Genomic DNA, 25,656 nt, shown 5'->3' with positions numbered 1-25,656 from the left:
ACAAATACGAATATATGTACTGTTTAAAATAAAATTTTATTGGTCTAATCCTGTATCATTTTTTCAGGACGTTACAATACTAAGAAATTAGTTTTTAATTAATTTTTTTGTAACTGTTCCTTGATCAGTTTTGAATTTCAAAATATAAACACCTTTAGGTAAGTTGTTTGTTTCAACACTTCCTTTTTGTCCATCGAATTTAACAGTTTTTGTTGAAACCACTTTACCGGTCATATCTACGATATCTACTTTGATGTCATTTTTGATTGATTTATCCATTATGTAAACCATATCTTTTGCAGGATTCGGATACATTTGTAATGATGATTCTTTTAAGTCACTTGTAGATAAATCACAATTTAATACATCTGCAGGAGGCATGTCAAACGCTTCTGTACCGTCAATTCTACTGAATACACTCCCTTGGCTTGCACTATATCCTAAACCACGATTAGCAAAAGCTTCCCATATTTCACATTTGTTAGCGCCTTCGTATAGTTGTTCATCAGCCATAAGGATAGCATCACGACCGTCTACAAAACCTGGAGAACATGTTTGTAATTTAAGACCTGTCATGACTAATTGTAAAGCCATGTTGTTACCTGCTTTACCATTATATAGATCAGGAGAGAAGCCATATTTGTCGATTAATTTCCAATTCATATCCCAAATCATAGATGCCCAAACATATCCTGTTCTATGTGGTGAATCGTTATTGCCATATGATTTTAAGAAGCTGTATTTTGCAGGGTTAACCGTCATATCAGTTGAATATGGAGTAGGACGAATTCCGTTTCCATCAACAGATTGACTGGTAGCAAATGTTCCAATACCTCTTTTAGTTGAGCCAGTATCACCTGGTAATTGAGTTAACATTAAGGCAAAGAAATCAGACCAACCTTCACCCATTTGTTCAAGATTACCTAAACAGTTAGAATTTGTTATTGGGCCAGTTAAACGGTTAGAAACACCGTGTCCGTATTCGTGTGCAATGATACCATTATCAAAACTTCCGTCAGCGTAAGGAATGTCTTTGTGTTGTAGACTTGCATTAACAGTTGTTCCGTTTATTAGTTCATTTTTTATTTTGTCTCCATTAATTCTTGTCAATCCAACAACAGGAATTGTAATAGAAGAATCGTTTCCTGTGATTGTAAAGTTTCCTCCAATATTATTGATTATGATAAGTGCTTTTGCACCTGCATTTTGTGCATTTTTAGCTTTTGTAACATAATTACAACTTCCTCCTTTGTAGGCAACAGCAATTTTGTCAGCAATTTCAGCAGTATTTATTATGGTGCCACAACCATCAAATTCGTTTCCTTCTGTTTCGCTTTTACGTAATAAAGCTAAGTCTTTAGTTAGGGCTGTAGTAGGTAATTCAGCACCAAACGGCGAAAAGAAAACACTATATTTTCCTGCAATTGTTGAAGGAGAATTGATTGTTAAAGGATCTGTATCTGCATTTGCTGGAGGATTCCACAAATACATTGCCATACGAGGTGATTTACCATCAGCAGGAGTAGCAAAAGTTGCATTGTTTAAAACACCTTCATTAAATCGTGTTTGAGCTAATGCTACTACATCATCATTTCCTGTTGCTCCTTTTCCATAATTATCTTTTTGGAAATTTCCGTTTACTTCAGTAAAACCATAGTTGTAAAGAATGTCATGCATCATATTATTCATATAGAATAAATTAGTTGTAGCTGCTTGCCAGTTTTTAAAAGGATTTAAACTGAAATCTATAGGGAAATCAAAATTTAAAGATTCTCCTGCATCTGCGTAATCATTGTTGTTAATTGTAACTGTATTTGCTATAGAATTGAACGTATTATATGCAGTTGAATTATGATCTCGTACAGCTCGTACATTATTCCCTTCGGTTCTTGTTTTGATTGTTCCATCCGCTACATTATGCCAACCATTTGGAGATGCAGTGGTGTTAGATATAGATAAATTAACAATTGAACGATCACCTCTGTTAGGCGCTTCTATTGGTAATTTGTAGATATTATACTGAGCAGATGCTACATTATTACCATCGTCATATAACCAATCCCAATCTGCTTTATTAAAGTGTGCTAAATTTTCGTTATGAAAGGCTCCATGATCAAAACTACAGCTTAACGTTGTATTGTGTTTATCTATGATTGTGCCATTTTTAGCATCAACAACAACATGTATGACATCGTTCTGTTTTTCGTTAAATAATCGATAAGATAATGTATAACTTAAAATAGCTTCTTTCTGATCATTGATAAAATAAACCAATTCAGAAGTGTCATCTTTTGTAAAATGAACACCAAATTCATCTGAAGATTCGTTCGTAATAAGTTTTAAACCTTCCGATTGTGCAATGTTCTGAAGTATTTGTTGAGATGTAAGTGTTGGAGTAACGGATGCAGATTTTAACTCAGAATTAAAATTTTCAGAGGTTAAAGCAGAAACAACTTGATTGTTTTTTACTAAATAAGTTGTGTAACTGTTGTAAACAGGAATTCCTTGGAAAGTTCGTTGAGTAAATACTCTTTGAGTTTGATCTTTTTCGTCATTAATCGTTTGTACAAATTTGTACTCGACATTGTTACCCGATCTCTGTAGTTGGTAATTATCAATTAATTGTTCAGCATTCTGAGCTTGAGCAGTCATTGATAACAAAAACGCAGAGAAGATAAGAGTAAAATTTTTCTTCATTTGTATAGTGTTATTAATTTAAATAAAGTTATATTATTTTTTTAATTAATGACTAATTAATACGACAAATAAATAAAAATGATGTTATTAAATAAATAATTAGATAAAAAAAGCATCCAAACAAAGTTTGGATGCTTTATAAAATTCAGTATTTATTAATTACTGAAACATATCTTTTACACGTTCAAAAAATGATTTCTCATTCTTAGAAGGTTCTGGTGAGAAATGATCGTCATCTCTCATTTTTTCAAAATACGCTTCTTGATCCTTTGATAAATGAGTTGGTGTCCAAATGTTAACATGAACAAATAAATCACCTTTTCCATAACCGTTAAGATCAGGTAAACCTTGACCTTTTAGGCGTAATACTTTACCAGATTGAGTTCCTTTATCAATTTTGATTTTTACCTTTCCATTAACTGTTGGAATTTCTTTTGAAGCTCCTAAAACAGCATCAGGAATAGAAACATACAAATCAAAATGTAGGTTGTTTCCATCACGCTTTAATGTGTCGTGTTCTTCTTCTTCGATAACAACTAATAAATCCCCAGGTACACCATCAAAAGGCGCATCGTTACCTTTTCCACGAACTTGCAATTGAATTCCTTCTCTTGCTCCTGCTGGGATTTTCAGGTCAATTGTTTCCTCAACTTTGATTAAACCTTGATTATTTGCTCCTGAAGGAATTTTATCCGCAACTTTTCCAACACCTTGACAAGTAGAACAAGTTGTAGCAGTCTGCATTTGTCCTAAAAATGTGTTCGTAACGCGAACCTGTTGTCCCGAACCACCACAAGATGGACATGTTTTAGATGTAACACCTTCAGCTTGTTTGAAACGTTTAACTTTTACTTTTTTCTCGCAACCGTTTACCATTTCTTCTAAGTTCAATTTTACGCGAATACGCAAATCAGAACCTTTCATTCGACGTGGACCTCGAGATTGACCTCCAAATCCGCCTCCGAATCCACCACCTCCAAAGATATCGCCGAAATGAGAGAAAATATCTTCCATGTTCATTCCGCCTCCGCCGAATCCTCCGCCAGCAGCTCCGCCCATTCCAGCATGTCCGAATTGGTCGTAACGTGCACGTTTTTGGTCGTCACTTAAAATTTCGTAAGCTTCTGCAGCTTCTTTAAATTTTTCTTCTGCCTCTTTGTCACCAGGATTTTTGTCAGGGTGAAATTTGATGGCAAGTTTACGATAGGCTTTTTTGATAACATCAGCATTTGCCGATTTATCTACGCCTAATATTTCGTAATAATCTCTTTTTGATGACATGTTCTTAATCTAAATTACAATCCAACAACAACTTTTGCGTAGCGAACTACAACATCATTTAATAAATAACCCGTTTCTACAATATCTACAATTTTACCTTTCAACTCTTCTGTTGGAGCAGGTATTTGTGTGATAGCTTCATGTAAATCAGTATTAAAATCGTCTCCAGGATTTACTTCCATTTGTTTCAATCCTTTTCCACGTAAGGTTTCGATTAATTTATTATTGATTAATTCAACACCTTGATGTAAGCTGTCGTCTCCAGATTTTTCAATTTGAGTTAATGCGCGACCGAAATCATCTAAAACAGGTAACAAAGATGTAATCACTTCTTTATTTGCTGTTTTGAAAATATCCATACGCTCACGCGATGTACGTTTTTTGTAATTATCAAACTCAGCAAATAAACGCAAATATTGGTCTTTCTCCTTTGCTAATTGTTCTTTAATAATTTCTAATTCTGACTTTCCAGAAGTTTCTTCTTGTGGCTGTTCTACAGTGTTTTCCGTTTCTTGAACGTTCTCTTGAATGTTTTCGTTCTCTAATTCTTCGTGTATATTTTGGTCAGACATATTCTTATTCGTTTTTTTGTTTCTGATAGAATCAAATAGTTTGCCAATGCCCATAGTGTGTCGTTTTGTCAGATTTTAAGTAAAAAAAGAAGCACTTCTGTCTTTAGAAGTGCTTCGGTAAATGTATGAAGTTTTTTTTGAATTGAATTTTGATATTATTTTTAATAATGTCTTTTTCCTGTATAATATATATGATAATTCTTTGGGATTATTTTTAAACCTAGTTTTTTATCATTTTTTATAATTTCAGAAAGTTGCGCATTTTTATTATATATGATAAATAAACTATCGTTATCAATTAGAATAATATCTAAAATATCAAGATGATCGACAATTTCGTGTTTTTTATGTTCAATTTTATTAGTGATATCTATATAATTAGGATAAACTGTAGTAAGTCCACTTTTTGTATACCATTCTATCTTGTAATTTTCACTCTCAATAGTTTTAAGTATTAAAGTTTTATCTTCATGGAGATTACTACATCCGAAGAATAAACTGAAAATGGTAATAATAAGGGATTTAGGTTTCAATAAATATATTTTTAAAACTTAAAATTAATTTTTCCATTAAAGAAACGTCCTGTCAAATAATTTGGCATGGTATAAACTCGGTTAGAGTTTACGTCACGAATCCATGAATTACTGATTTCGTTTTTAATATCAAATACATTGAAAACATCTACACCAATCGAAATTTCTTTGAAATTACTCCAAAACGTACCGCTTGATGGTTTTAAGTCTTTTTGATTAATAATCTCTTTTACAAAACCAATGTCCACACGTTTGTAATCTGTCAATGTTGTTTGATATTGATAAGGATCTGCAAACTGAGGTGCTCCGTTCGGTAAACCAGATGCATAAATCAAATTAACATTTACCTTGAAAGATGGTAAAAACTCCATGTAATCTTGGAAAAATGCAGATAATTTGAATCGAGGATCTGTTGGTAATGGAATATTTCCTTTGTCATCTATATTTTGATAAGCACGCGCGTATGAAGCCGAGAACCATGAATCGACTCCTGGAACAAACTGTCCAAATAAACGCATATCAACTCCGTAAGCATAACCTTTTGAGTTATTGTCTGCAGTATAACGAATTCTTACATTGTCCACATAATACGGATTCAAATCATTTAAGATTTTATAATAAACCTCAGATGTTAACTTGAACGGACGATTCATCCACTTGAATTCGTAATCGTTTCCAAGAATAAAGTGTATAGATTGTTGTGATTTTACTTTGTCATTTAAACTTCCATCTAAACGACGAATTTCGCGATAGAAGGGAGGTTGATAATAAATACCTGTCGAAAAACGGAACAACATATCTTTTTCCCAATTTGGTTTAATCGCAATTTGTGCTCGAGGCGAAACCGTTGTTTCTTCGTTAAAATCCCAATAAGCTGCTCGAACACCAGCATTGAACAATACTTTTGCATCGTTCCACATGAATTTGCTCGTGTATTGTGCGTAACCAGAAAAACGATTGGTTTTTAAATTATTTTTTGAATTAACATAATAACTTAAATTTAAACCATTTTCAGGATTTGGATTCACAACATAACCCGTCGAATCTATTGCTTGCCATTCACCTAATAAATCGCGAATGTCTTCTTGTTGAAATTTTGCTCCCCATTCAATATTATTGTTTCCATTGATTTTATACTTTCCCTTGTGTTGAATTCCCGCCACCAATGCATCAAAATTATTTCGTGCATGGTCAATTTGAGAACCAACATCATTGGTTGAGGTTGCTTTACCATCGGCATCAACTTCTGAAATAAAATAAGAACCTTGAATATCAAAATACTCTCTTTCTTTCGAATGGTATGCAAAAACATCTAAACCTAAGTCTAATTTAGAATTCGGTTGATAGGTAAACGATAAACTTCCCGTTTCAGTTGCAAATTTGTCGTCTTCTTTTCCGTTGTAATAAACGGTTAATAACAATGGATTATCTACAGCATTGATATATGTTTCACGTTTTATAGGAAACATTTCGTAGCGAGAACGTGACATGGTTCCTAAAAATGCAACATTCCATTTGTCATTTAATTTATAATTGATATTTGCTTGTACATCGTAATATTCAGGGTTGAAATTGGTGTCACCTTTTAAGGTGTTTAAAATTAAATTTCTATTCTGATAGCGTGCACCAACAATAGCCGAAAGTTTTTTGTCTTTAGAAGCTCCACCTAATGTCAAACTTCCACCCATTAAACTTGCTTCTAATTGTCCTTCAAATTTTTTAGGACGTTTGTAAGTTACATCTAAAACGGATGACATTTTGTCGCCGTATTTAGCTTCCCATCCACCAGCGGAAAAGTTGATGAATTCTGTCATTGACGGATTTACAAAGCCTAAACCTTCTTGTTCACCAGCGCGAATAAGTTGAGGTTTGTACACTTCTATTCCGTTAACGTAAATTAAATTTTCGTCATAATTTCCTCCGCGAACCATGTACTGCGAACTCAATTCGGTGTTCGAGTTAACGAATGGCAAGGTTTTTAATAAATCAGCAACTCCACCTGTCAAACTTGGTCCTTGTTGCATTTGTGCTGCACTTAAAACAGTGCTTTGCAAAGGTTTGTTTGTATTGGATTGAAATGAAATTGTTGCTTCGCCCAATTGAATCGAATTAGTTTCATCGGGTACTAATTGAACAAATATTTCTTTTCTATTTTTATCCTTTAACGTAAAAGTTTGTGTAAAAGAATGATAATCGTTGTTGTTGAATGTTACAATAATCGATTCATTTGACGGAATATCAATTTTAAAATTACCATTTTGATCTGTAAAATAAGATTGATCATTTACGATAATTTCGGCTTCGCTAATCGGTATTCTATTTTCGTCGACAACTTTACCATTAATTTGTGCTGTTTGCGCAAATAAAATTCCGCCCAAAAGCGATAAACTTATGGTACTAAGAAATCTTTTTGAATGTTGTAGAGTACGTTGCTGTGTTGTTTTTTTCATCTTTCACGTTTAATTCTAATTGATGGTCGCCAACCGAAATTTGTTCTTTATTCAAATTAATTGTTAATCGTTTAATTTTATGATCATATTCGGCCAATACCCATTTTCCATCTATATAAGCCTTGTAGTCTTTTATTCCAGATTGTGTATCATTTATTGTAAAGCGAATAATACCATTTGCTTGAGTAAATTGACTACCTGATTTGATATTTAACGGAGTAATTGTCGGTTTAGTATTATCGATTAAAATAGAAAAAACACCAAAATCTTTTGGATTTGCAACCAGTTTTCCGTTTTTAAGTGTTGTCGTTAAATAATCTTTTTTCCAAACTCCTCTTTTTTGATACTCACGAACAATGACAGCTTTGTCTAATTGTGCAGTTGGAATCTCAGCTGTTGGTTCAATTACAAGCGTATAAGTTTGATGAATTGGTATATAATAATCGCCAACCCAATGTTTCCCATTCGAGAATTTGTAGCTTAAATCAAAATCTTCGTAGAATATATTTTTTGGAAAAAAGATTTCGATTCCTTGATTTTTGAAATGATTTTCTTTGTTCCATAACATTGGATTTGTTTCAGGAGTTTTTACACTTTCTACAAACGATTTTCCATTGACTATAAATGATTGCGAAGATAAATTACCTGCATAATCAGACACATCAATTTTTACTTTATACGATTTTCCATCTTCAAGTTCTAAAATTCCGTTATTTTTCAAATTAGAATACATTCGCATAGGATTTCCATCTTTCACAAATCCTTGATATACCCAGCTATTATTTTTTTGAATATCGGCATAGTCACACGTACTGTTTATAGCTCGGGCTTCATCAAACGAAAAACGATTTGATGTAAACGTGTAAATTGGTTCATCATTTACATAAATATTGATTTGATGTACACCGTTATTGTTTTCTGCGCCATTGTGCTTGTCGTAAGCTTTTATACCAAATCCAATCGTTCCTGAAGCTGAAATAGATCCACCATTTGCTACAGCGATACGATTATTTTTTTGATTCACTTCACCATTAATTGGGTAAGCGTATAGTCCTAAAATAGAAGGTTTTTTTGTGTCTGGAATATCAAAACCAAAATAAAAGGGGTTGATTGGTTCTTCCGTCTTTGTATCACGAATTTCGAAGTGTAAATGCGGACCGCCAGAACTACCAGAGTTTCCTGAAAGAGCAATCAAATCTCCTGCTTTTACAGGAATTTCATTTGTTTTTGGATGTAATTCAATTTTAAAGGTTTCTTTCGCATATTGTTGTTTACGCACATAAGCTTGTAATTCTGGTGTAAATTCTCTCAAATGTGCATAAACAGAAGTGTATCCATTTGGATGATCGATATAAAGTGCATTTCCGTAGCCTGTTGGCGAAACATTGATACGAGAAATATAACCGTCTCCAATTGCGTTTACTTTTAAACCTTCTCGTTGTTGTGTTTTTATATCAAGTCCAGCATGAAAATGATTGCTACGAAGCTCTCCGAAATTACCTGATAAATAATTGGTGATTTCTAATGGATTCTGAAATATATTTTTGGGATAACTGTCTGCCTTCGGTTGTTCTGCTCGTTGTCCAAAAACAGTAGAACATAGTAATAGGTTTAGTAAAATTGGTTTAATCACGTTCATTTTTTCTATTCAATAATTAACAAATTAGTTAAATGTAAACTAATTCTTCTACAAACATCATTAATCTTTAGAATTTTTAAAAATTATTTAGAGATAATTTTTTCTAAAATTAAGTTTTAAATGTTGTAAATTGTAAAAGTGAATAGGATTAATTAAAAAAATAAGTATGATTTGTATTTTTTATTTTTCGTTATTAGAAGTTTACTGTAAGTGTGGATAAAAACAGATAGATAAAGCAGAATAAGAGAGTAAATATCTATTTGTCAAATGAATAAAAAAAAACTGATAATATTTAGGTTTTTGTATTGATTAGATGTAAAAAAATACTATTTTTGCAATAGAAGCTAGGATAATAGAAATTCTCAGGAGATGGAAAAAATGGTAAAATTTAATGAACTTGAAAACAAGGTTTTAAGTGTTTTAGGCCAACTTGGGAATTATAAAGATATATTGAAAGACGCAGAAAACTCGATTCAAGAATTGGAAAAATTACAAAATGAAATCAATTCTTTGAAAGAGGATAATGCCAGATTAAAAAATAAATTGAGAGATTCGCAAGCGAATAACTTAAATTTAAATGAAGAAGTAAAACGATTAAAAGTCGTTAATGCAATGAGCGGAAATCAGGAGTATAAACAAATGATGAAGCAAAGAATGAACAAGTTAATCAAAGAAGTCGATACGTGCATCGCTCAAATTAAAACTAATAATTAATAAAAAAGAATGTCAACTCAACGAATTGAGATAAAAATTGCTTCACGTCATTATCCCATGACGATTAATTCTGATGAAGAAGAAATGTTACTTTCTTGTGCAGAAGAAATAAATAGTATTTTGAAACAATTTGAACAAAAGTACGCTGTTTCTGACAAACAAGACGCACTTGCAATGGTGACAATTCAATTAGCTTTACGCGAAGCAAAACTGAAAAAGCAAGTGAAAGATAATGAAGAAATGACAACAGAGCGCATTTCGAAGTTATTAGAATTGATTGATCAGTCAATCGTAAAATAAAAAGAGAAGTTCTGACAGTTATAAAACTGTCCAATAAACAATATTCCTACATTAGTTCTAGCTATTTTGGTTAACTCAACACTAGTTTTGTTACCGAGTGAACACCGTTCGGAAAGCGGGCCGCAACCTTTATAGGTTCATTTATTTGACAGCGGATACTTGACTAACGGACTAACTCAAATCCTGTTTACAGGAGTTAACTCAAAACATACTTTACTAATGTAGGTTTTTTTATATATAAACATTACATAAACTATGGAACCAATGACAATAATTATTGCAATTGTTACATTAATCATAGGTGCGGCGGTAGGATATTTCTTATCAAAAAAATCAGTTGATAAGCAAAATCAAGAACTGATTGATGAAGCTACTCGCAAAGCACAAAATTTGATTAGTGATGCTGAAAAAGATGGAGAAGCGATTAAAAAAGAGAAAATTTTTCAAGCAAAAGAAAAATTTTTAGAATTAAAATCTAAACACGAAGAAGTTGTTAATCAACGCGAAAGAAAAGTAGCTGATGCTGAGCTTAAAGTAAAAGAACGTGAAGAGAGAATCAAAACGGACTTAGCAGATATTCAGAAACAAAAAGATCAGATTAAATCTGAGAAAGGAAATATACAATCACGCACTGAAAAGCTTAACATTAAGCAAAAGGAAGTGGATACTATGCACAAAAAACAAGTAGAAATCCTTGAAAAAATATCAAATTATTCTGCTGATGAAGCTCGTGCTGAATTGATTGAAGTTTTGAAAGATGAAGCGAGAACAAAAGCTCAAGCGCATATTCAAGAAATTATGGAAGATGCTGAGTTAGATGCTAAAAATCAGGCACGTAAGATTGTTATTTCTTCTATTCAACGTATCGGAACGGAACAAGCAATAGAAAATGCAGTATCTGTATTTAATATAGAATCTGACGAAATCAAAGGACGTATTATTGGTCGTGAAGGTCGTAACATTCGTGCAATAGAAGCTGCAACAGGAGTTGAGGTAATTGTAGACGATACACCAGAAGCGATTATCCTTTCTTGTTTTGATCCTGTTCGACGTGAAATAGCTCGTTTATCTTTGCACCGTTTAGTAACCGATGGTCGTATTCATCCAGCTCGTATCGAAGAAGTTGTTGCAAAAACAACTAAACAAATTGAGGATGAAATCATCGAAGTTGGTAAGAAAACGATCCTTGATTTAGGAATTCATGGTTTACATAAAGATTTGGTTCGTATCGTTGGGCGCATGAAATATCGTTCTTCTTACGGTCAAAACTTGTTACAACACTCTCGTGAGGTTGCAAATTTAGCAGGAACGTTAGCTGCAGAATTAGGGTTAAATCCTAAATTAGCGAAACGTGCAGGTTTGTTACATGATATTGGTAAAGTACCGGAGCAAGAATCAGAATTGCCACACGCTATTTTGGGGATGCAATGGGCAGAGAAATATGGTGAACATCCAGATGTAATTAATGCGATTGGAGCACACCACGACGAAATTGAAATGACATCATTGCTTTCGCCAATTGTACAAGTTGCGGATAGTATCTCTGGAGCTCGTCCAGGTGCGCGTCGTCAAGTTGTAGAGTCGTACATGCAGCGTTTAAAAGATTTAGAAGCGACTGCACTTAATTTTGACGGAGTTGAAAAAGCATATGCTATACAAGCCGGGCGTGAATTGCGTGTAATTGTAGAAAGTGATAAAGTTGATGATACAAAAGCAGCTGAATTATCTTTCTTAATTTCAGATAAAATTCAAAACGAAATGACTTATCCAGGTCAAGTTCGTGTAACTGTAATTCGTGAAACTCGTGCAGTGAATATTGCCAGATAAAATTTAGAATTTATTTATATTCTTTTAGGCAAGTCTACATCAAGGCTTGCCTATTTTTTTGCTGAATTATAGAAAAATAATTAGCAATTTAGTTGTAGTTTCGATAAAAATTATTAAATTATAACGAATAAAAATATAAAATCAACTAATTGCAAATCAACTAATTAACAACTTGTTGATAACCTTTTTAATTTTTAAGATTCCAAAATTTTTAATTGTAAAATCTTATCTTAATTTTGAAAGAATCGATGAATGATTGAAACGAAAATGTAACCCCATTGAGGTTCAAATTTCTAAAAAAAATAAAACAACCAACTTTATTTTTTTTCATGAAAAAAAATCGTTTTTATTAAAGTTTATTAATCTAAAAAGTCTAAAAAAACTATGTCTATTTTTGATAAAAGGATAAACTATAAACCGTTTGAATATCCTGAAATTTTAACCTTTACAGAAGCAATCCAAAAAGCATATTGGGTACATGGAGAAGTAGATTTTACTTCGGATATACAAGATTATCACGCCAACTTAGACGATGTGAAACGTGAAATTCACAAACGTTCTATTTTATCTATTGCACAAGTTGAGGTAACTGTAAAAGGATTTTGGGGAGATTTATACCATTATTTTCCAAAACCAGAATTAAATGGATTAGGGGCTACTTTTGCAGAATGTGAATTTAGACATAGTGAAGCGTATTCTCGTATTTTGGAAGTAAATGGATATTTGGATGAGTTTAATATTGCGTTACAAAATCCTATTTTTAAAAGCTATAATACGTTCGTTGGCGAAATTATGCGAGACGAAAGTAAATCAATCGTAGAGAAATTATTATTCTTTGCATTGGTTATCGAAGATAGTTCACTATTCTCGAAATTTGCAAATATCTTAGCGTTTACACGTTTTGATGGTTTAATGAAAAATACAGCAAATATTATTGCTTGGACATCTACAGATGAACAAATTCATGCAAATGCTGGTATTTATTTGATTAATAAAATTCGTGAAGAAGGTTTGTTACCAGAAGAATTAGATCAAAACTGGGTAGAAACTGCAGTTCGTGGTTATATTGATCAAGAAGAAATGATGTTAGATTGGATTTTCGAAAAAGGAGAATTCGGTTATTACTCAAAAACAGATTTATTAAATTACATGAAATATCGTATAGACGAAGCTGTTGCGAAAATTGGTTACAAAAAAATATATCATATTTCACAAGAACAATACAAACCAATGGCTTGGTTCGAAGAAGAAGTTTTTGCAAGTAGTTTAGACGATTTCTTTGCAAAACGACCTGTAGATTATACAAAACACGATAAGAGTATATCAGCAGAGGATTTATTTTAACCAAAAGAATCATTCATCAAAACACAACTATAAATAAAATTATTTCATATAATATCATAATAAAATCTAAAACTATGGATAATCCGATACCGCACGACGACCTTCAAAATATATTTTCTGACGGAGAAGCACCAAAATTATGGTGGAAAAACTCCGAATCTGAACAGATTTTGAATAGAGGTTATTTGTTGAAAGGCGAAACAGTCGAAGGAGCAATAGATCGTATTACAGCAGCAGCTGCGAAACGTTTATACAAACCTGAACTTCAAGAGTCTTTTAAAGAAATGATTGAAAGAGGTTGGATGAGTTTATCATCTCCAATTTGGGCAAATATGGGAACGGAGCGTGGTTTACCAATTTCTTGTTTCAATGTTCATATTCCTGATAGTATCGAAGGTATTACGCATAAATTAGGTGAAGTAATCATGCAAACAAAGATCGGTGGTGGAACTTCTGGTTATTTCGGAGAATTACGCGAGCGGGGTGCAGCAATCACAGATAACGGAAAGAGTAGTGGTGCAGTTTCATTTATGGAATTGTTCAATTCTGCAATGAACGTTGTTTCGCAAGGTTCTACACGTCGTGGTGCATTTGCAGCTTATTTGGATATCGATCATGATGATATTGAAGAATTCTTAAAAATTAAATCGATAGGGAGTCCTATTCAGAATTTATTTTATGGTGTTTGTGTGCCAGATTATTGGATGCAAGAAATGATTGATGGAGATGTTGAAAAACGTCAAATCTGGGCGAAAGTTTTAGAATCTCGTCAAGAAAAAGGATTACCTTATCTTTTCTTTACAGATAACGTTAATAAAAATAAACCGCAGGTTTACAAAGATTTAGGAATGTCAATTAATGCGTCTAATCTTTGCTCAGAAATTATGTTGCCTTCTTCTGTGGACGAATCATTTATTTGCTGTTTATCTTCTATGAACTTAGAGTTATACGACGAATGGAAAGATACAGAAGCGGTTCGTTTAGCCATCTTTTTCTTAGATGCTGTATTGCAAGAATTCATCGAAAAAACAGAAGGAAATTACTATTTAGCTTCAGCGAATCGATTTGCAAAACGTCACAGAGCTTTAGGTTTAGGTGTGTTAGGATGGCACTCTTATTTACAACGCAATATGATTCCTTTCGAAGGAATGGAGGCAAAATTGCGTACTACAGAAATATTCAAACATATACAATCAAAAGCTGATAAAGCTTCAGAAGAATTAGCACGTATTTATGGAGAACCAGAAGTATTGAAAGGTTATGGACGTCGTAATACAACGACATGTGCAATTGCACCAACAACCTCTTCTTCTGCAATTTTAGGACAAACATCTCCAGGAATTGAACCGTTTGCGTCTAATTATTACAAAGCTGGTTTATCGAAAGGGAACTTTATGCGTAAAAATAAATATTTAACAAAATTATTACGCGAAAAAGGAATCGATAACGAAGATATTTGGCGTGAAATCATGCTAAATGGAGGTTCGGTACAGCATTTAGATCAATTGACAAAAGAGGAAAAAGATGTATTCAAAACATTCAAAGAAATTTCTCAATTAGAAATTGTTCAGCAAGCAGCTATTCGTCAAAAATACATCGATCAATCGCAATCCTTAAATCTTAACATTCCGCCAGATTTACCTGTAAAAGAAGTCAACCGTTTAATGATTGAAGCTTGGCAATTAGGCGTAAAAACATTGTATTATCAACGCTCTCAATCTGTTTCAAAAGAATTAGTAGCCAACTTAGTTTCTTGTTCTTCTTGCGAGGCTTAATAAATAAAATAGTAAAATAGAATACATAAATCCGCTCAACGAGCGGATTTTTTAGTTTATTTAATCAAAAAGTTGAGTTAAAATGAAATTTTATGAGGATTGATTTATTTTATTATCGTAATATTGCGATACGAAATTAATCTATGGGAACTACAAAATCAGAAATATTTACAGACGAACAAAATAGATTAGCACTCATGTTCAAAGTATTTGGAAATCCGGCACGTATTGCTATTTTACAATACATTATCAATCAGAAAGCGTGTATTTGCAATGATTTGGTTGATGAATTAGGCTTGGCACAAGCAACGATTTCTCAGCATTTAAAGGAGCTTAAAACACTTGGAATTATTCAAGGTACTATCGAAGGAAAGTCTGTTTGCTATTGTATCGATGAAAAAGTTTGGAATGATGTTCAAAACGATTTGATTGCATTTTTCAAACAAGATGTTCACATTAAACAATGCTGTTAATACTTTTTTTATATTAATTATCATCGTAATATTGCGATAATGGTAAAAGTAAATGAATATTAATCATAACAAGTCAAATTATAAATAATAAGCTATGACACTTGAACAAATTAAAGAAATTCTACCAACATTAGAGAATGTTGAATTTCAATTAGAAAATGGGACTTTTGTTCCCGAACACTTTCACGTAACAGAAGTTGGTCAAATTACAAAAAACTTTATCGATTGTGGCGGAACCATTCGCAACGAAAAAGTAGTTAACTTTCAGTTATGGAATGCAGATGATTACGAACATCGTCTAAAACCAGGTAAACTGTTAAACATTATCAAACTATCCGAGGAAAAAATTGGGATCGAAGATGCTGAAATTGAAGTAGAGTATCAAGCCGAAACGATTGGAAAATTTGATTTAGATTTTAACGGAAAATCTTTTGTTTTAAAAAACAAAACAACGGCATGTTTAGCCGAAGATGCGTGTGGAATTCCTAGCCAAAAACAAAAAGTGAATTTATCGGAACTAAACAATACTTGTTGTACACCTAATTCGGGTTGTTGCTAAGAATGTAAAATAAATCAATAAAAATCAACGAAATGGAGGATATTTTTGATGTTATAGTTATTGGTGGCGGTCAAAGTGCATTGGCGTGTGGCTATTATCTACGACGTGCAAAATTGAATTATCTTATTTTAGATAAACAAAATACTCCTGGAGGCGCTTGGCTTCATGCTTGGGATAGTTTAACGCTTTTTTCTCCAGCAGATTACAGCTCGTTGCCTGGATGGATAATGCCAAAAACAGAACATAAATTTCCACCGAAACAACAGGTTATAGATTATTTAGAACAGTACGAAAAGCATTATCAACTTCATATCAAACGGAATAGTGAAGTTATTGAAATTAAAAAAGTTGATGGTGTTTTTTACGTTCATACGCACCAAAGTTTCTTTAAAACCAAAGCTGTTATTTCTGCAACTGGAACGTGGGGGAATCCTTTTATTCCCCATACAAAAGGAATAGAAAAATACAAGGGAATTCAAATTCATTCTAGTAACTATAAAAATCCAGAGAAATTTAACGGCTTAAAAACCCTAGTTGTTGGAGAAGGTAATTCGGGTGCTCAAATTGTTGCTGAAGTTTCAAAAATTACATCAGTAAAATGGGCAACAAAAAAAGCTCCTGATTTTTTACCAGATGAAGTAGATGGATATTATCTTTTTAAAGTAGCTAATGCAAAATATAAAGCAGAATTAGAGGGCAAAGTCTTTGACGCTTCACAGTACAGTTTAGGTAGTATTGTAATGGTTCCACCTGTAAAAGAAGCTCGTGAAAGAGGAGCTTTAATTTCCAATGGCTCATTCCTCGAATTATACGAAAAAGGAGTGATTTGGAATGATGGCAATCAAGAAGAATTTGATGCTATTATTTGGTGCACAGGCTTTGGTTACGATACTTCTTTCCTAAAATCCTTAGTAAAAACAGATGAGAAAGGAGCGGCTAAAACCAATGAAACCAAATCTTTAGAAGTTGAAGGCTTGTGGTTTGTTGGGTATGGGAATTGGTCGGGTTACGCTTCCGCAACGTTAATAGGTGTGAACAGGACTGCAAAACAAACAGTTATAGAAATTGAAGATTTTTTGTCTAAGCATTTTGAAATCAATTAGAAATATGTACCCAGCGATAAAAAAAACAGTAGAAAGTTTTCATTTATTAAAAATTAACGAAGACCGAAAAATTCTACTAGAGCCATTGATAGATTTTATTCAAAATAAAATAAATGAAAAACAGCAAATAAATCTCAATTTCATTTGCACCCACAATTCGCGTAGAAGTCATTTTGCACAAATTTGGGCTCAAGTTGCAGCCGCACATTTTAATATATCCAATGTAAATTGTTATTCGGGTGGTACAGAAGAAACGGCTTTATTTCCAAAAATCGCAGAAACATTAAGTCGGCAAGGTTTTCAAATTCTAAAAATAGCGGAAAGTAACAATCCAATTTATGCTATTAAGTTTGGCGAAAATGCGCTGCCTATTATTGGTTTTTCTAAAAAGTATGATAGTCTTTACAATCCAGTTTCAAAATTTGCAGCCATTCTGACTTGTTCACAAGCAGACGAAGGATGTCCTTTTATAGCAGGTGCAGAAAGAAGAATTCCGATAACTTTTGAAGATCCTAAAATTGCAGATAACACTCCAGAACAAGATAAAGTTTACACAGAACTAAGTTGGCAAATCGCCACAGAAATGTTTTATGTCTTTTCAAAAATCAATAAATAAAAATGCAACCAAAATTAAAATTCTTAGACCGATACCTTACTCTCTGGATATTCCTTGCAATGGCATTAGGAATTGGTTTAGGCGTTATTTTTCCGAATAGTTCAAATTTTACCAATGCTTTATCCGTAGGCACAACAAATATTCCGTTAGCAATTGGACTTATTTTAATGATGTATCCGCCTTTAGCAAAAGTCGATTATTCTTTGCTTCCAACTGCATTTAAGGACAAAAAAGTGATTGGGATATCCTTGTTACTCAATTGGATTATTGGGCCAATCTTGATGTTTGTTTTGGCAATTATTTTCTTACAAAACGAACCTGATTATATGATTGGTTTAATTCTGATAGGATTAGCAAGATGTATCGCAATGGTTATTGTTTGGAGTGATCTGGCCAAAGCAAATAGAGAATACACAGCGATGTTGGTAGCATTAAACTCTATTTTTCAAGTATTATCGTACAGTTTTTTCGTATGGCTTTTTATCAATGTGTTACCAAACAAATTAGGATTAGCCACCTTTAATGTCAGCGTTTCTATGAAAGATGTTACAGAAAGTGTTGTCATATATTTAGGAATTCCATTTTTAGCAGGCTTTTTAAGTCGCTATTTTTTAATGAAATTTAAAGGTAAAGAATGGTATCATCACAAATTTATTCCTGCTATTTCTCCAATAACATTATATGCATTATTATTTACAATTGTATTAATGTTTAGTTTAAAAGGAGATCAAATTTTAGAATTACCAATGGATGTTTTAAAAATTGCAATACCTTTAATTATCTACTTTGTATTGATGTTTTTTGTAAGTTTCTTTATTAATAAATCTGTAAAGATTCCTTATGATAAAAACGCATCTATCGCATTTACAGCCACTGGAAATAATTTCGAGTTAGCTATTGCTGTTTCTATTGCTGTTTTTGGACTTCATTCTCCTCAAGCATTTGTTGGTGTTATTGGTCCTTTGGTAGAAGTTCCTGTTTTGATTCTATTGGTAAAAGCAAGTTTATGGTTGAAAAAGAAATATTATCCATAAAAAAAGACACGAAATTTAATTTCGTGTCTTTTAAGTTTTATCCGTGAATTGCTTCTTTATTTCCATAAGATTGAATCAATTTTCCTTCGAAATCCAACCATTCTTTCCAACGTTTATCTACATCAACATCGGTTGATAATTTTCGTGCAAAATTTAAGAAAGTGGTGTAATGATTAGCTTCCGAAACCATCAAATCGTAATAAAATGTAGCTAATTCTTCGTCGTTAATATTTTGAGACAATACTCTAAAACGTTCACAACTTCTGGCTTCAATCATCGCTGCAAATAACAAACGATCGACAAATGCCATGTTACGAGAACCATCTTTTTTACAAAATTTCATCAATTGTCCTACATAATCATCTTTTCGTTCGCGACCTAATGTATAACCACGACGTTCGATAATTTCTACAACCATTTTAAAATGTTGCATTTCTTCGATAGCAATATCAGACATTTCTTGAATAAATTCATCATGTTCAGAATTGTACGCAATCATGGTAATCGCATTTGTGGCTGCTTTTTGCTCGCACCACGCATGATCCGTTAAGATTTCTTCTAAATTTCTTTCCGCAATATCAGCCCAACGTGGGTCTGTTAAAAGTTTTAATCCAAGCATTTTCGAAAAATTGAACTACAAAAATACAAATTATAATTAGGATAAAAGAACCGAAACTTTTAACCAAAATAATTAGATTGAGTTAAAATAATCAGTTGATTAAACGATTTTTTTCTCAATCATTTCGATCATTACATCAGAAGCATGTTTAAAAGTAGGAGCTTGTTCTGTCAAACTTGCAGCATTTTTTTTGTTTACTTTAAAAATGATGTCTTTTTCAGTGGTGAACAATAATGCATTCGTGAATGGATTTTTGATGTATGAGCTCAAAATTAAAAACGTTTGTTCGATACTGTGATATTGTTCCACTTCTTCCGTTTTGTAACGAAACGTAAAAGCAAAATTATACGTATTGTCTTCCAAAAGATGTAATCGCACAAAAATGTTCTTCAAATCAGTATCTCCAATGGTTTTGGCCATCGTAAGTTTAGCAAAAGTTCCTTGGTTGATACTTGATTTCACCTCTTCGTAAAATTCTGTAAATACAGCTTGATAAGACATTTTTATATAATTTTTTGAAGGACAAATTTACATTAAAATATATCAAATCGTTGACGGATTAATTAATATTCCAAATCAGCATCAGAAAGCTTAATTTTGTTGGATGAAAAAACTTTTAATCATTGGTCAAGTTTGGCCAGAGCCAACTTCTTCTGCGGCTGGAACTCGAATGATTCAGTTAATAGATTGTTTTCTAAAAACAGAAGTTGAAATTACATTTGCTTGCGCTGCTTCAAAATCAGATTTTAGTTTTGATTTGATTTCGAAAGGAATTAAAGAAGTTGAAATACAATTAAATGATGAAAGTTTTGATGATTTTGTGCGAGAACTTTCTCCAGAAATTGTTGTCTTTGATCGCTTTATGATCGAGGAGCAATATGGTTGGCGTGTCGCTAAAGAATGTCCAAATGCTTTGAAAATATTGGATACAGAAGATCTACATTTTCTTCGAAATGCGAGACAGGAAGCAATTAAAAAAGGTGTTGAATTTACATCTGAATTATTATTTTCCGATTTAGCAAAGCGAGAAATAGCTTCAATTTTACGTTGTGATCTATCCTTGATTATATCAAAAAAAGAGCTTGAGATTCTTCAAAATCAATTTAAAATTGATCATACTATATTGTATTATCTTCCATTTTTAGAAGAAGAAATTACTGAGTCAAAAGTTAGTTTGTGGAAGAATTTTGAGCAGAGAACAAATTTTATGTTCATCGGAAATTTTATTCACGAACCGAATTATAATTGTGTGCAAACTTTAAAAAAAGAGATTTGGCCTATATTAAGAAAGAAACTTCCAAAAGCTGAATTGCACATTTACGGCGCTTATGTGTCGCAAAAAGTTTTGCAATTGCATAATCCGAAAGAACGATTTATTATAAAAGGACGTGCAGAAAATGCGCAAGATACAATGTCTACTTACAAAGTTTTGTTAGCGCCGATTAATTTTGGAGCAGGTGTAAAGGGGAAATTTGTGGATGCAATGCAAACGGGAACACCTTCTGTTACGACAATAATTGGAGCAGAAGCAATGAAAGGAGATTTTGCTTGGAATGGTTATGTGGTAGATGATGTAGAATCTTTTGTGGAAAAAGCAACGTTGCTTTACACGAATGAAAATGAATGGACAACTGCACAACAAAATGGAAAGCTAATTCTGAACGAAAATTACAATAAGAATAAGTTTGAAGCTGATTTTTCAAATAAAATCAAATCTATAGAAGCTAATCTAATCTCGCATCGAAATCAGAATTTTATGGGACAGATTTTACAACATCACAACAATCAAAGTACAAAATATATGTCGCTTTGGATAGAGCAGAAAAATAAAAATAGTTTGAAATAAATTAGAGAATTTTCAAGAATAATTATTGACATTTGATTGATAATCATCGTTCATTTTCAAAGAAAATATTTAACAAAAAAATTAAACAAAATATTGTTGATTTAGATTTGATTTTACTAATTAAAATGTTTAATTTTGCAATTCACTTTTAAAGGTGATTTAGTTTTTAAAGTTTACAACATTTGTATAGCTCATAATAAGGTTGAGCGTCTCTACGGCAGACCATAAATACTTGCCACTACAAATGAATTTTTTTTCTATAAAATGAGTCTTGAACCACTGGCTGTAGAAAATAGTTTGTTTGTTGATGTAGATGATACAAATGGTTTAAACAAAATAAACCAAATAGTACAGCAAACAATACAATGAACCAAAGACTTTTCATTCAGAAGAAATCGAATTTTGACGTTATCAGTCAGAAGACTACAATAGAACTTAGAAACCTTGTACCTAATATTGTGTGCAAGGTTTTTGTTATTTATGATCTTTTTAATATACAAGAAAGCCAGTTGCAAGAGGTTCAAAACAAAGTGTTTGTCGATCCTGTGACAGATGTTGTTTTCAAGTATGTGGAAGATGCTATTATTGAAAACATTCCTCACACTAAAAACTATTTTGCAACCGAATTTTTACCGGGTCAATACAATCAACGTGATGATTCTTCGGAACAATGTTTGGTTTTGATGAATGTTGATAATGTAACCGTAAAATCTGGTTTATTATATGTGTTCAACGAAGATTTGTCTGCGGAGGATTTGAAGAAAGTAAAAGATTACTTAATCAATCCAATAGAATCGCGTGAGAAAGATCTTTCTAAAATGGAAATACCTGCGAATCCAGAAGCAACTGAAGTTCCAATTATAGAAGGTTTTATTTCTGCTGACGAAAATAAATTACAAGATATTTACAACCAGTTTGGATTATCATTAGAGATGGATGATTTAGTTTTTATTCGAGACTATTTCAAATCTATTGATCGTAATCCAACTGAAACTGAATTAAAAGTTTTAGATACTTATTGGTCTGACCATTGTCGTCATACCACTTTCGAGACAGAAATTACAGATGTTGAATTTAATTCTAAATTTAACGAAACGCTACAAAAAACATTCAATTATTACCAACAAGTTCGTCAAGAATTGGGAACAACTAAACCAATTCGTTTGATGGATTTAGCAACTGTTATGGGGAAATATCTTTCTCGTACAGGAGTGGTTAAAAATATTGATGTTTCAGAAGAAATCAATGCATGTTCTATCGTTGTACCAATTGATGTAGATGGTGTTGAGGAAGAATGGTTATTACAATTTAAAAACGAAACACATAATCACCCAACAGAAGTTGAGCCTTTTGGAGGAGCTTCTACATGTGTTGGAGGTGCAATTCGTGACCCTTTGAGTGGACGTTCTTACGTTTTCCAAGCCATGCGTATTACAGGAGCTGCAAATCCTTTAGAAAAAATTGAAGATACATTACCAGGTAAATTACCACAACGTAAAATCTCGAAAGAAGCAGCAAATGGGTATAGTTCGTATGGAAATCAAATTGGTTTAGCGACAACTTTTGTGAAAGAAATTTATGACGAAGGATACAAAGCAAAACGCATGGAAGTTGGTTTTGTAGCTGGAGCTGTAAAAAAAGAATATGTTCGTCGTGAAGAACCAGTTGCAGGAGACCGAATTATTTTATTAGGTGGAGCAACAGGGCGTGATGGAGTAGGTGGAGCTTCAGGTTCATCTAAAACACATGATGGTTTAAAATTAGACGATTTATCGGCAGAAGTTCAAAAAGGAAATGCAATCGTTGAGCGTAAAATTCAACGTTTATTCCGTAATCCAGAAGTTTTAGCATTAATCAAAAAATGTAACGATTTCGGAGCAGGAGGTGTTTCTGTTGCAATTGGTGAAATTGCACGCGGAATTAATGTTGACTTAGATTTAGTTCCATTAAAATATGCTGGATTAAACGGAACAGAATTAGCGATTTCTGAATCTCAGGAACGTATGGCTGTTGCGGTAGAAGCAAAAGATGTAGAAACATTTATTGCATTAGCAAAAGAAGAAAACCTTGATGCAACTTGTGTTGCGGAGGTAACGGGAGATGATAAAATGACTTTAGTTTGGAAAGGAACTAAGATTGTTGAATTGGACCGTCAATTTTTAGATACAAACGGTGTTCGTAAACAAGCTAAAATAGAAGTTACGGACGAAGAATATACAAATCCTTTTGAGAATAAAGCATTCAGTAAAGAAGCTTTTATTGCTATGATGCAAGAGTTAAATCACGCATCGCAAAAAGGTATGGTAGAAATGTTTGACAATAATGTTGGACGTTCTACTATTTTGAATGCTTTTGGTGGAAAAACAATGGATACACCAGAAGATGTTTCAGTACAAAAATTTCCGACAGATGGATTTACAAATGCAGTTTCAATTGCTTCATTTGGTTACAATCCGATTGTTTCTCGTTGGTCAAATTATCACGGAGCCTATTTTGCGGTAATTGATTCGATGACGAAAATTGTTGCAGCAGGAGGAAATTACGCTGATATCCGTTTAACTTTTCAAGAGTATTTTGAGAAATTACGTGACGAAGCTACGCGTTGGGGAAAACCATTTGCAGCTTTGTTAGGAACGATAGAAGCACAAAAACAATTTGGAATTCCTGCAATTGGAGGTAAAGATTCGATGTCTGGATCTTACCAAGATATTGATGTGCCACCAACATTGATTTCGTTTGCAGTAGCACCTTCTAAGGCTGAAAAAATTGTACAAGGAACGTTAGCTGAAAAGAATTCTAAACTTTCAGTTTTTATTCCAACTTTAACAGCTGAATATTTAATTGACGAAACGAATACCAAATCTATTTTTGATTTTATCGGATCAATTAATGCTGATGTAAAATCAATGATGACGGTTAAATTTGGTGGAATCGCCGAAACTGTAGCGAATATGGCTTTTGGTAATGAAATTGGATTTGAAATTAACACTGATTTAGATTTAGCAAAATATTACCCAGCATCAATTGTTATAGAACATTCAGAAGAATTAAACATTCCTGCTGAAATTGCTCAAAATTATCATGTTTTAGGTCAGACAAATGATTCAGCTTCATTCCAATTTAATGGAGAAGAAATTAACTTGAAAGAGTTGAAACAACAGTGGAAAGAAACATTCAATTCATTGTTTCCATATAAATCATCTTCTGAAACGCTTGTAGAAGAAAAAGATTTGAAAGCTGAACAAATTTGTTTTGCTTTCGCTGATCATAAAGTAGAAAATCCGAAAGTTTTTATTCCAATTTTTCCAGGAACAAATTCAGAATATGATTCAGCAAAAGCGTTTCGTAGAGAAGGAGCGATTGTTTCGACTTTACCTTTCCGTAATTTAACACAACAAGATGTTGAAGAATCGGTAGATGCTTTTGTGAAAGAAATTAATCAAGCCAATATTTTCTTTATACCAGGAGGTTTCTCAGCCGCTGATGAGCCAGACGGATCAGGGAAATTTATAGCAACGGTTTTACGTAATGAGAAAATAAAAAATGCAATTCACAATCTATTAGAGCGCGATGGATTGGTTTTAGGAATTTGTAATGGTTTTCAAGCATTGATAAAATCGGGATTATTGCCTTATGGTAAAATTCAAGATTTGGAAGAAAATACGCCAACATTAACGTTTAACGAAATTGGTCGACATATCACACAATTGGCAAAAATTAGAGTAAATAAATCGCATTCACCTTGGTTAAAAGGAATGGAAGGTCAAGAATATTGGATTCCGTTTTCACATGGAGAAGGTCGTTTTGTAGCCAATGAGGAGGAGTTAGAAAAGTTAATTGACAAAGGACAAATCGCTACTCAGTTTGTAGATTTAGAAGGAAAATTAGCTGGACAAATGCCTTATAATCCAAATGGATCTACGTTTGCGGTAGAAGGAATTGTATCGCCTTGTGGAAAAGTGTATGGACGTATGGGACATCCAGAGCGTTACGAAGAAGGATTATTCAAAAATATTCCAGGAAATGGATACATGAATATCTTTAAAAATGCGGTAGCGTATTTTAGAGGATAGAATATAGATAGGAGATGTTAGAAATTAGATGAAGAATATCTAAATACTAATATCTAACATCTAATACTAAAAGATAAAAACAAACAACAAACAAATATCAATTTCGATCCTGAACCAATCGAAATTATTCCGAAATTTAACCCTAAACAAGTTAAATTTCAAACAGACAAACAAACACGAAGTGGACTTTTTCATTTCAAA

20 protein-coding genes and 1 riboswitch are annotated in these 25,656 nt (G+C 32.7%); of the genes, 12 read left to right on the top strand and 8 right to left on the bottom strand.

Annotated elements, in window-relative coordinates; genetic code table 11:
* Positions 1–87 precede the first annotated feature (87 nt).
* From HX088_RS10250 to HX088_RS10225, 6 genes are all read right to left on the bottom strand, one after another.
* Positions 88–2,697 (bottom strand): M36 family metallopeptidase, encoded by a 2,610-nt coding sequence (locus HX088_RS10250; protein WP_286484093.1) that lies wholly within the window; start codon positions 2,695–2,697, stop codon positions 88–90.
* 159 nt (positions 2,698–2,856) lie between these two features.
* Positions 2,857–3,978: a molecular chaperone DnaJ gene (gene dnaJ / locus HX088_RS10245; protein ID WP_225539307.1), complete on the bottom strand. Its 1,122-nt coding sequence runs from the start codon at positions 3,976–3,978 to the stop codon at positions 2,857–2,859.
* Positions 3,979–3,992: 14 nt separating this feature from the next.
* Positions 3,993–4,604: a nucleotide exchange factor GrpE gene (locus tag HX088_RS10240; RefSeq protein ID WP_286484091.1), complete on the bottom strand. Its 612-nt coding sequence runs from the start codon at positions 4,602–4,604 to the stop codon at positions 3,993–3,995.
* 107 nt (positions 4,605–4,711) lie between these two features.
* Entirely contained in the window at positions 4,712–5,083 is a 372-nt protein-coding gene (locus HX088_RS10235) for a hypothetical protein (protein ID WP_286484090.1), read from the bottom strand.
* A gap of 11 nt (positions 5,084–5,094) precedes the next feature.
* Complete coding sequence (locus HX088_RS10230) at positions 5,095–7,533, bottom strand: TonB-dependent receptor (protein ID WP_286484089.1); 2,439 nt, start codon at positions 7,531–7,533, stop codon at positions 5,095–5,097.
* Positions 7,481–9,172: a M23 family metallopeptidase gene (locus tag HX088_RS10225; RefSeq protein ID WP_286484088.1), complete on the bottom strand. Its 1,692-nt coding sequence runs from the start codon at positions 9,170–9,172 to the stop codon at positions 7,481–7,483. Before HX088_RS10225 ends, HX088_RS10230 begins: the two co-directional genes overlap by 53 nt.
* Before the next feature lie 369 nt (positions 9,173–9,541).
* Here HX088_RS10225 and HX088_RS10220 point away from each other — a divergent pair, with 369 nt between their 5' ends.
* From HX088_RS10220 to arsB, 10 genes are all read left to right on the top strand, one after another.
* A complete protein-coding gene (locus HX088_RS10220) occupies positions 9,542–9,886 on the top strand; it encodes a hypothetical protein (protein ID WP_171622016.1) in 345 nt (114 codons plus the stop codon).
* Positions 9,887–9,895: 9 nt separating this feature from the next.
* On the top strand, positions 9,896–10,186 hold the full coding sequence (locus tag HX088_RS10215; RefSeq protein ID WP_171622015.1) for a cell division protein ZapA: 291 nt from the start codon (positions 9,896–9,898) through the stop codon (positions 10,184–10,186).
* A 255-nt stretch (positions 10,187–10,441) separates the two neighbouring features.
* On the top strand, positions 10,442–12,013 hold the full coding sequence (gene rny / locus HX088_RS10210) for a ribonuclease Y (RefSeq protein ID WP_171622014.1): 1,572 nt from the start codon (positions 10,442–10,444) through the stop codon (positions 12,011–12,013).
* 384 nt (positions 12,014–12,397) lie between these two features.
* Positions 12,398–13,357, top strand: coding sequence for a ribonucleotide-diphosphate reductase subunit beta (locus HX088_RS10205; RefSeq protein ID WP_171622013.1), 960 nt, complete (start codon positions 12,398–12,400; stop codon positions 13,355–13,357).
* A 74-nt stretch (positions 13,358–13,431) separates the two neighbouring features.
* Positions 13,432–15,132, top strand: a complete 1,701-nt coding sequence (locus HX088_RS10200; protein ID WP_171622012.1) for a ribonucleoside-diphosphate reductase subunit alpha — start codon at positions 13,432–13,434, stop codon at positions 15,130–15,132.
* Positions 15,133–15,275: 143 nt separating this feature from the next.
* Positions 15,276–15,605, top strand: coding sequence for an ArsR/SmtB family transcription factor (locus HX088_RS10195; RefSeq protein WP_171622011.1), 330 nt, complete (start codon positions 15,276–15,278; stop codon positions 15,603–15,605).
* Positions 15,606–15,699: 94 nt separating this feature from the next.
* Complete coding sequence (locus tag HX088_RS10190; protein ID WP_188319814.1) at positions 15,700–16,164, top strand: DUF6428 family protein; 465 nt, start codon at positions 15,700–15,702, stop codon at positions 16,162–16,164.
* Positions 16,165–16,196: 32 nt separating this feature from the next.
* Positions 16,197–17,267, top strand: coding sequence for an ArsO family NAD(P)H-dependent flavin-containing monooxygenase (locus tag HX088_RS10185; protein ID WP_171622009.1), 1,071 nt, complete (start codon positions 16,197–16,199; stop codon positions 17,265–17,267).
* Between the two features lie 4 nt (positions 17,268–17,271).
* On the top strand, positions 17,272–17,883 hold the full coding sequence (locus tag HX088_RS10180) for a low molecular weight phosphatase family protein (protein ID WP_286484095.1): 612 nt from the start codon (positions 17,272–17,274) through the stop codon (positions 17,881–17,883).
* 2 nt (positions 17,884–17,885) lie between these two features.
* The gene (arsB, locus tag HX088_RS10175) at positions 17,886–18,917 is read left to right on the top strand and encodes an ACR3 family arsenite efflux transporter (RefSeq protein WP_171622007.1); all 1,032 of its coding nucleotides are present in this window, start codon (positions 17,886–17,888) and stop codon (positions 18,915–18,917) included.
* 37 nt (positions 18,918–18,954) lie between these two features.
* Here arsB and HX088_RS10170 read toward each other — a convergent pair whose 3' ends face one another.
* Both HX088_RS10170 and HX088_RS10165 read right to left on the bottom strand, forming a co-directional pair.
* On the bottom strand, positions 18,955–19,536 hold the full coding sequence (locus tag HX088_RS10170; protein ID WP_171622006.1) for a MiaE family protein: 582 nt from the start codon (positions 19,534–19,536) through the stop codon (positions 18,955–18,957).
* A 99-nt stretch (positions 19,537–19,635) separates the two neighbouring features.
* Positions 19,636–20,037, bottom strand: a complete 402-nt coding sequence (locus HX088_RS10165; protein WP_225539303.1) for a hypothetical protein — start codon at positions 20,035–20,037, stop codon at positions 19,636–19,638.
* A gap of 103 nt (positions 20,038–20,140) precedes the next feature.
* Between HX088_RS10165 and HX088_RS10160 the strand changes: the two genes are divergently transcribed.
* Both HX088_RS10160 and HX088_RS10155 read left to right on the top strand, forming a co-directional pair.
* Positions 20,141–21,382 (top strand): glycosyltransferase, encoded by a 1,242-nt coding sequence (locus HX088_RS10160; protein ID WP_286484087.1) that lies wholly within the window; start codon positions 20,141–20,143, stop codon positions 21,380–21,382.
* A 162-nt stretch (positions 21,383–21,544) separates the two neighbouring features.
* A riboswitch (purine riboswitch) is annotated at positions 21,545–21,643 on the top strand.
* Between the two features lie 104 nt (positions 21,644–21,747).
* Positions 21,748–25,455, top strand: a complete 3,708-nt coding sequence (locus HX088_RS10155) for a phosphoribosylformylglycinamidine synthase (RefSeq protein ID WP_286484086.1) — start codon at positions 21,748–21,750, stop codon at positions 25,453–25,455.
* Positions 25,456–25,656: the final 201 nt, after the last annotated feature.

The organism is Empedobacter sp. 225-1, from assembly GCF_030328185.1.
Lineage (GTDB): Bacteria > Bacteroidota > Bacteroidia > Flavobacteriales > Weeksellaceae > Empedobacter > Empedobacter stercoris.
Note: the sequence above shows the minus strand (reverse complement) of the source record. Positions and strands in the feature narration are given on the sequence as shown.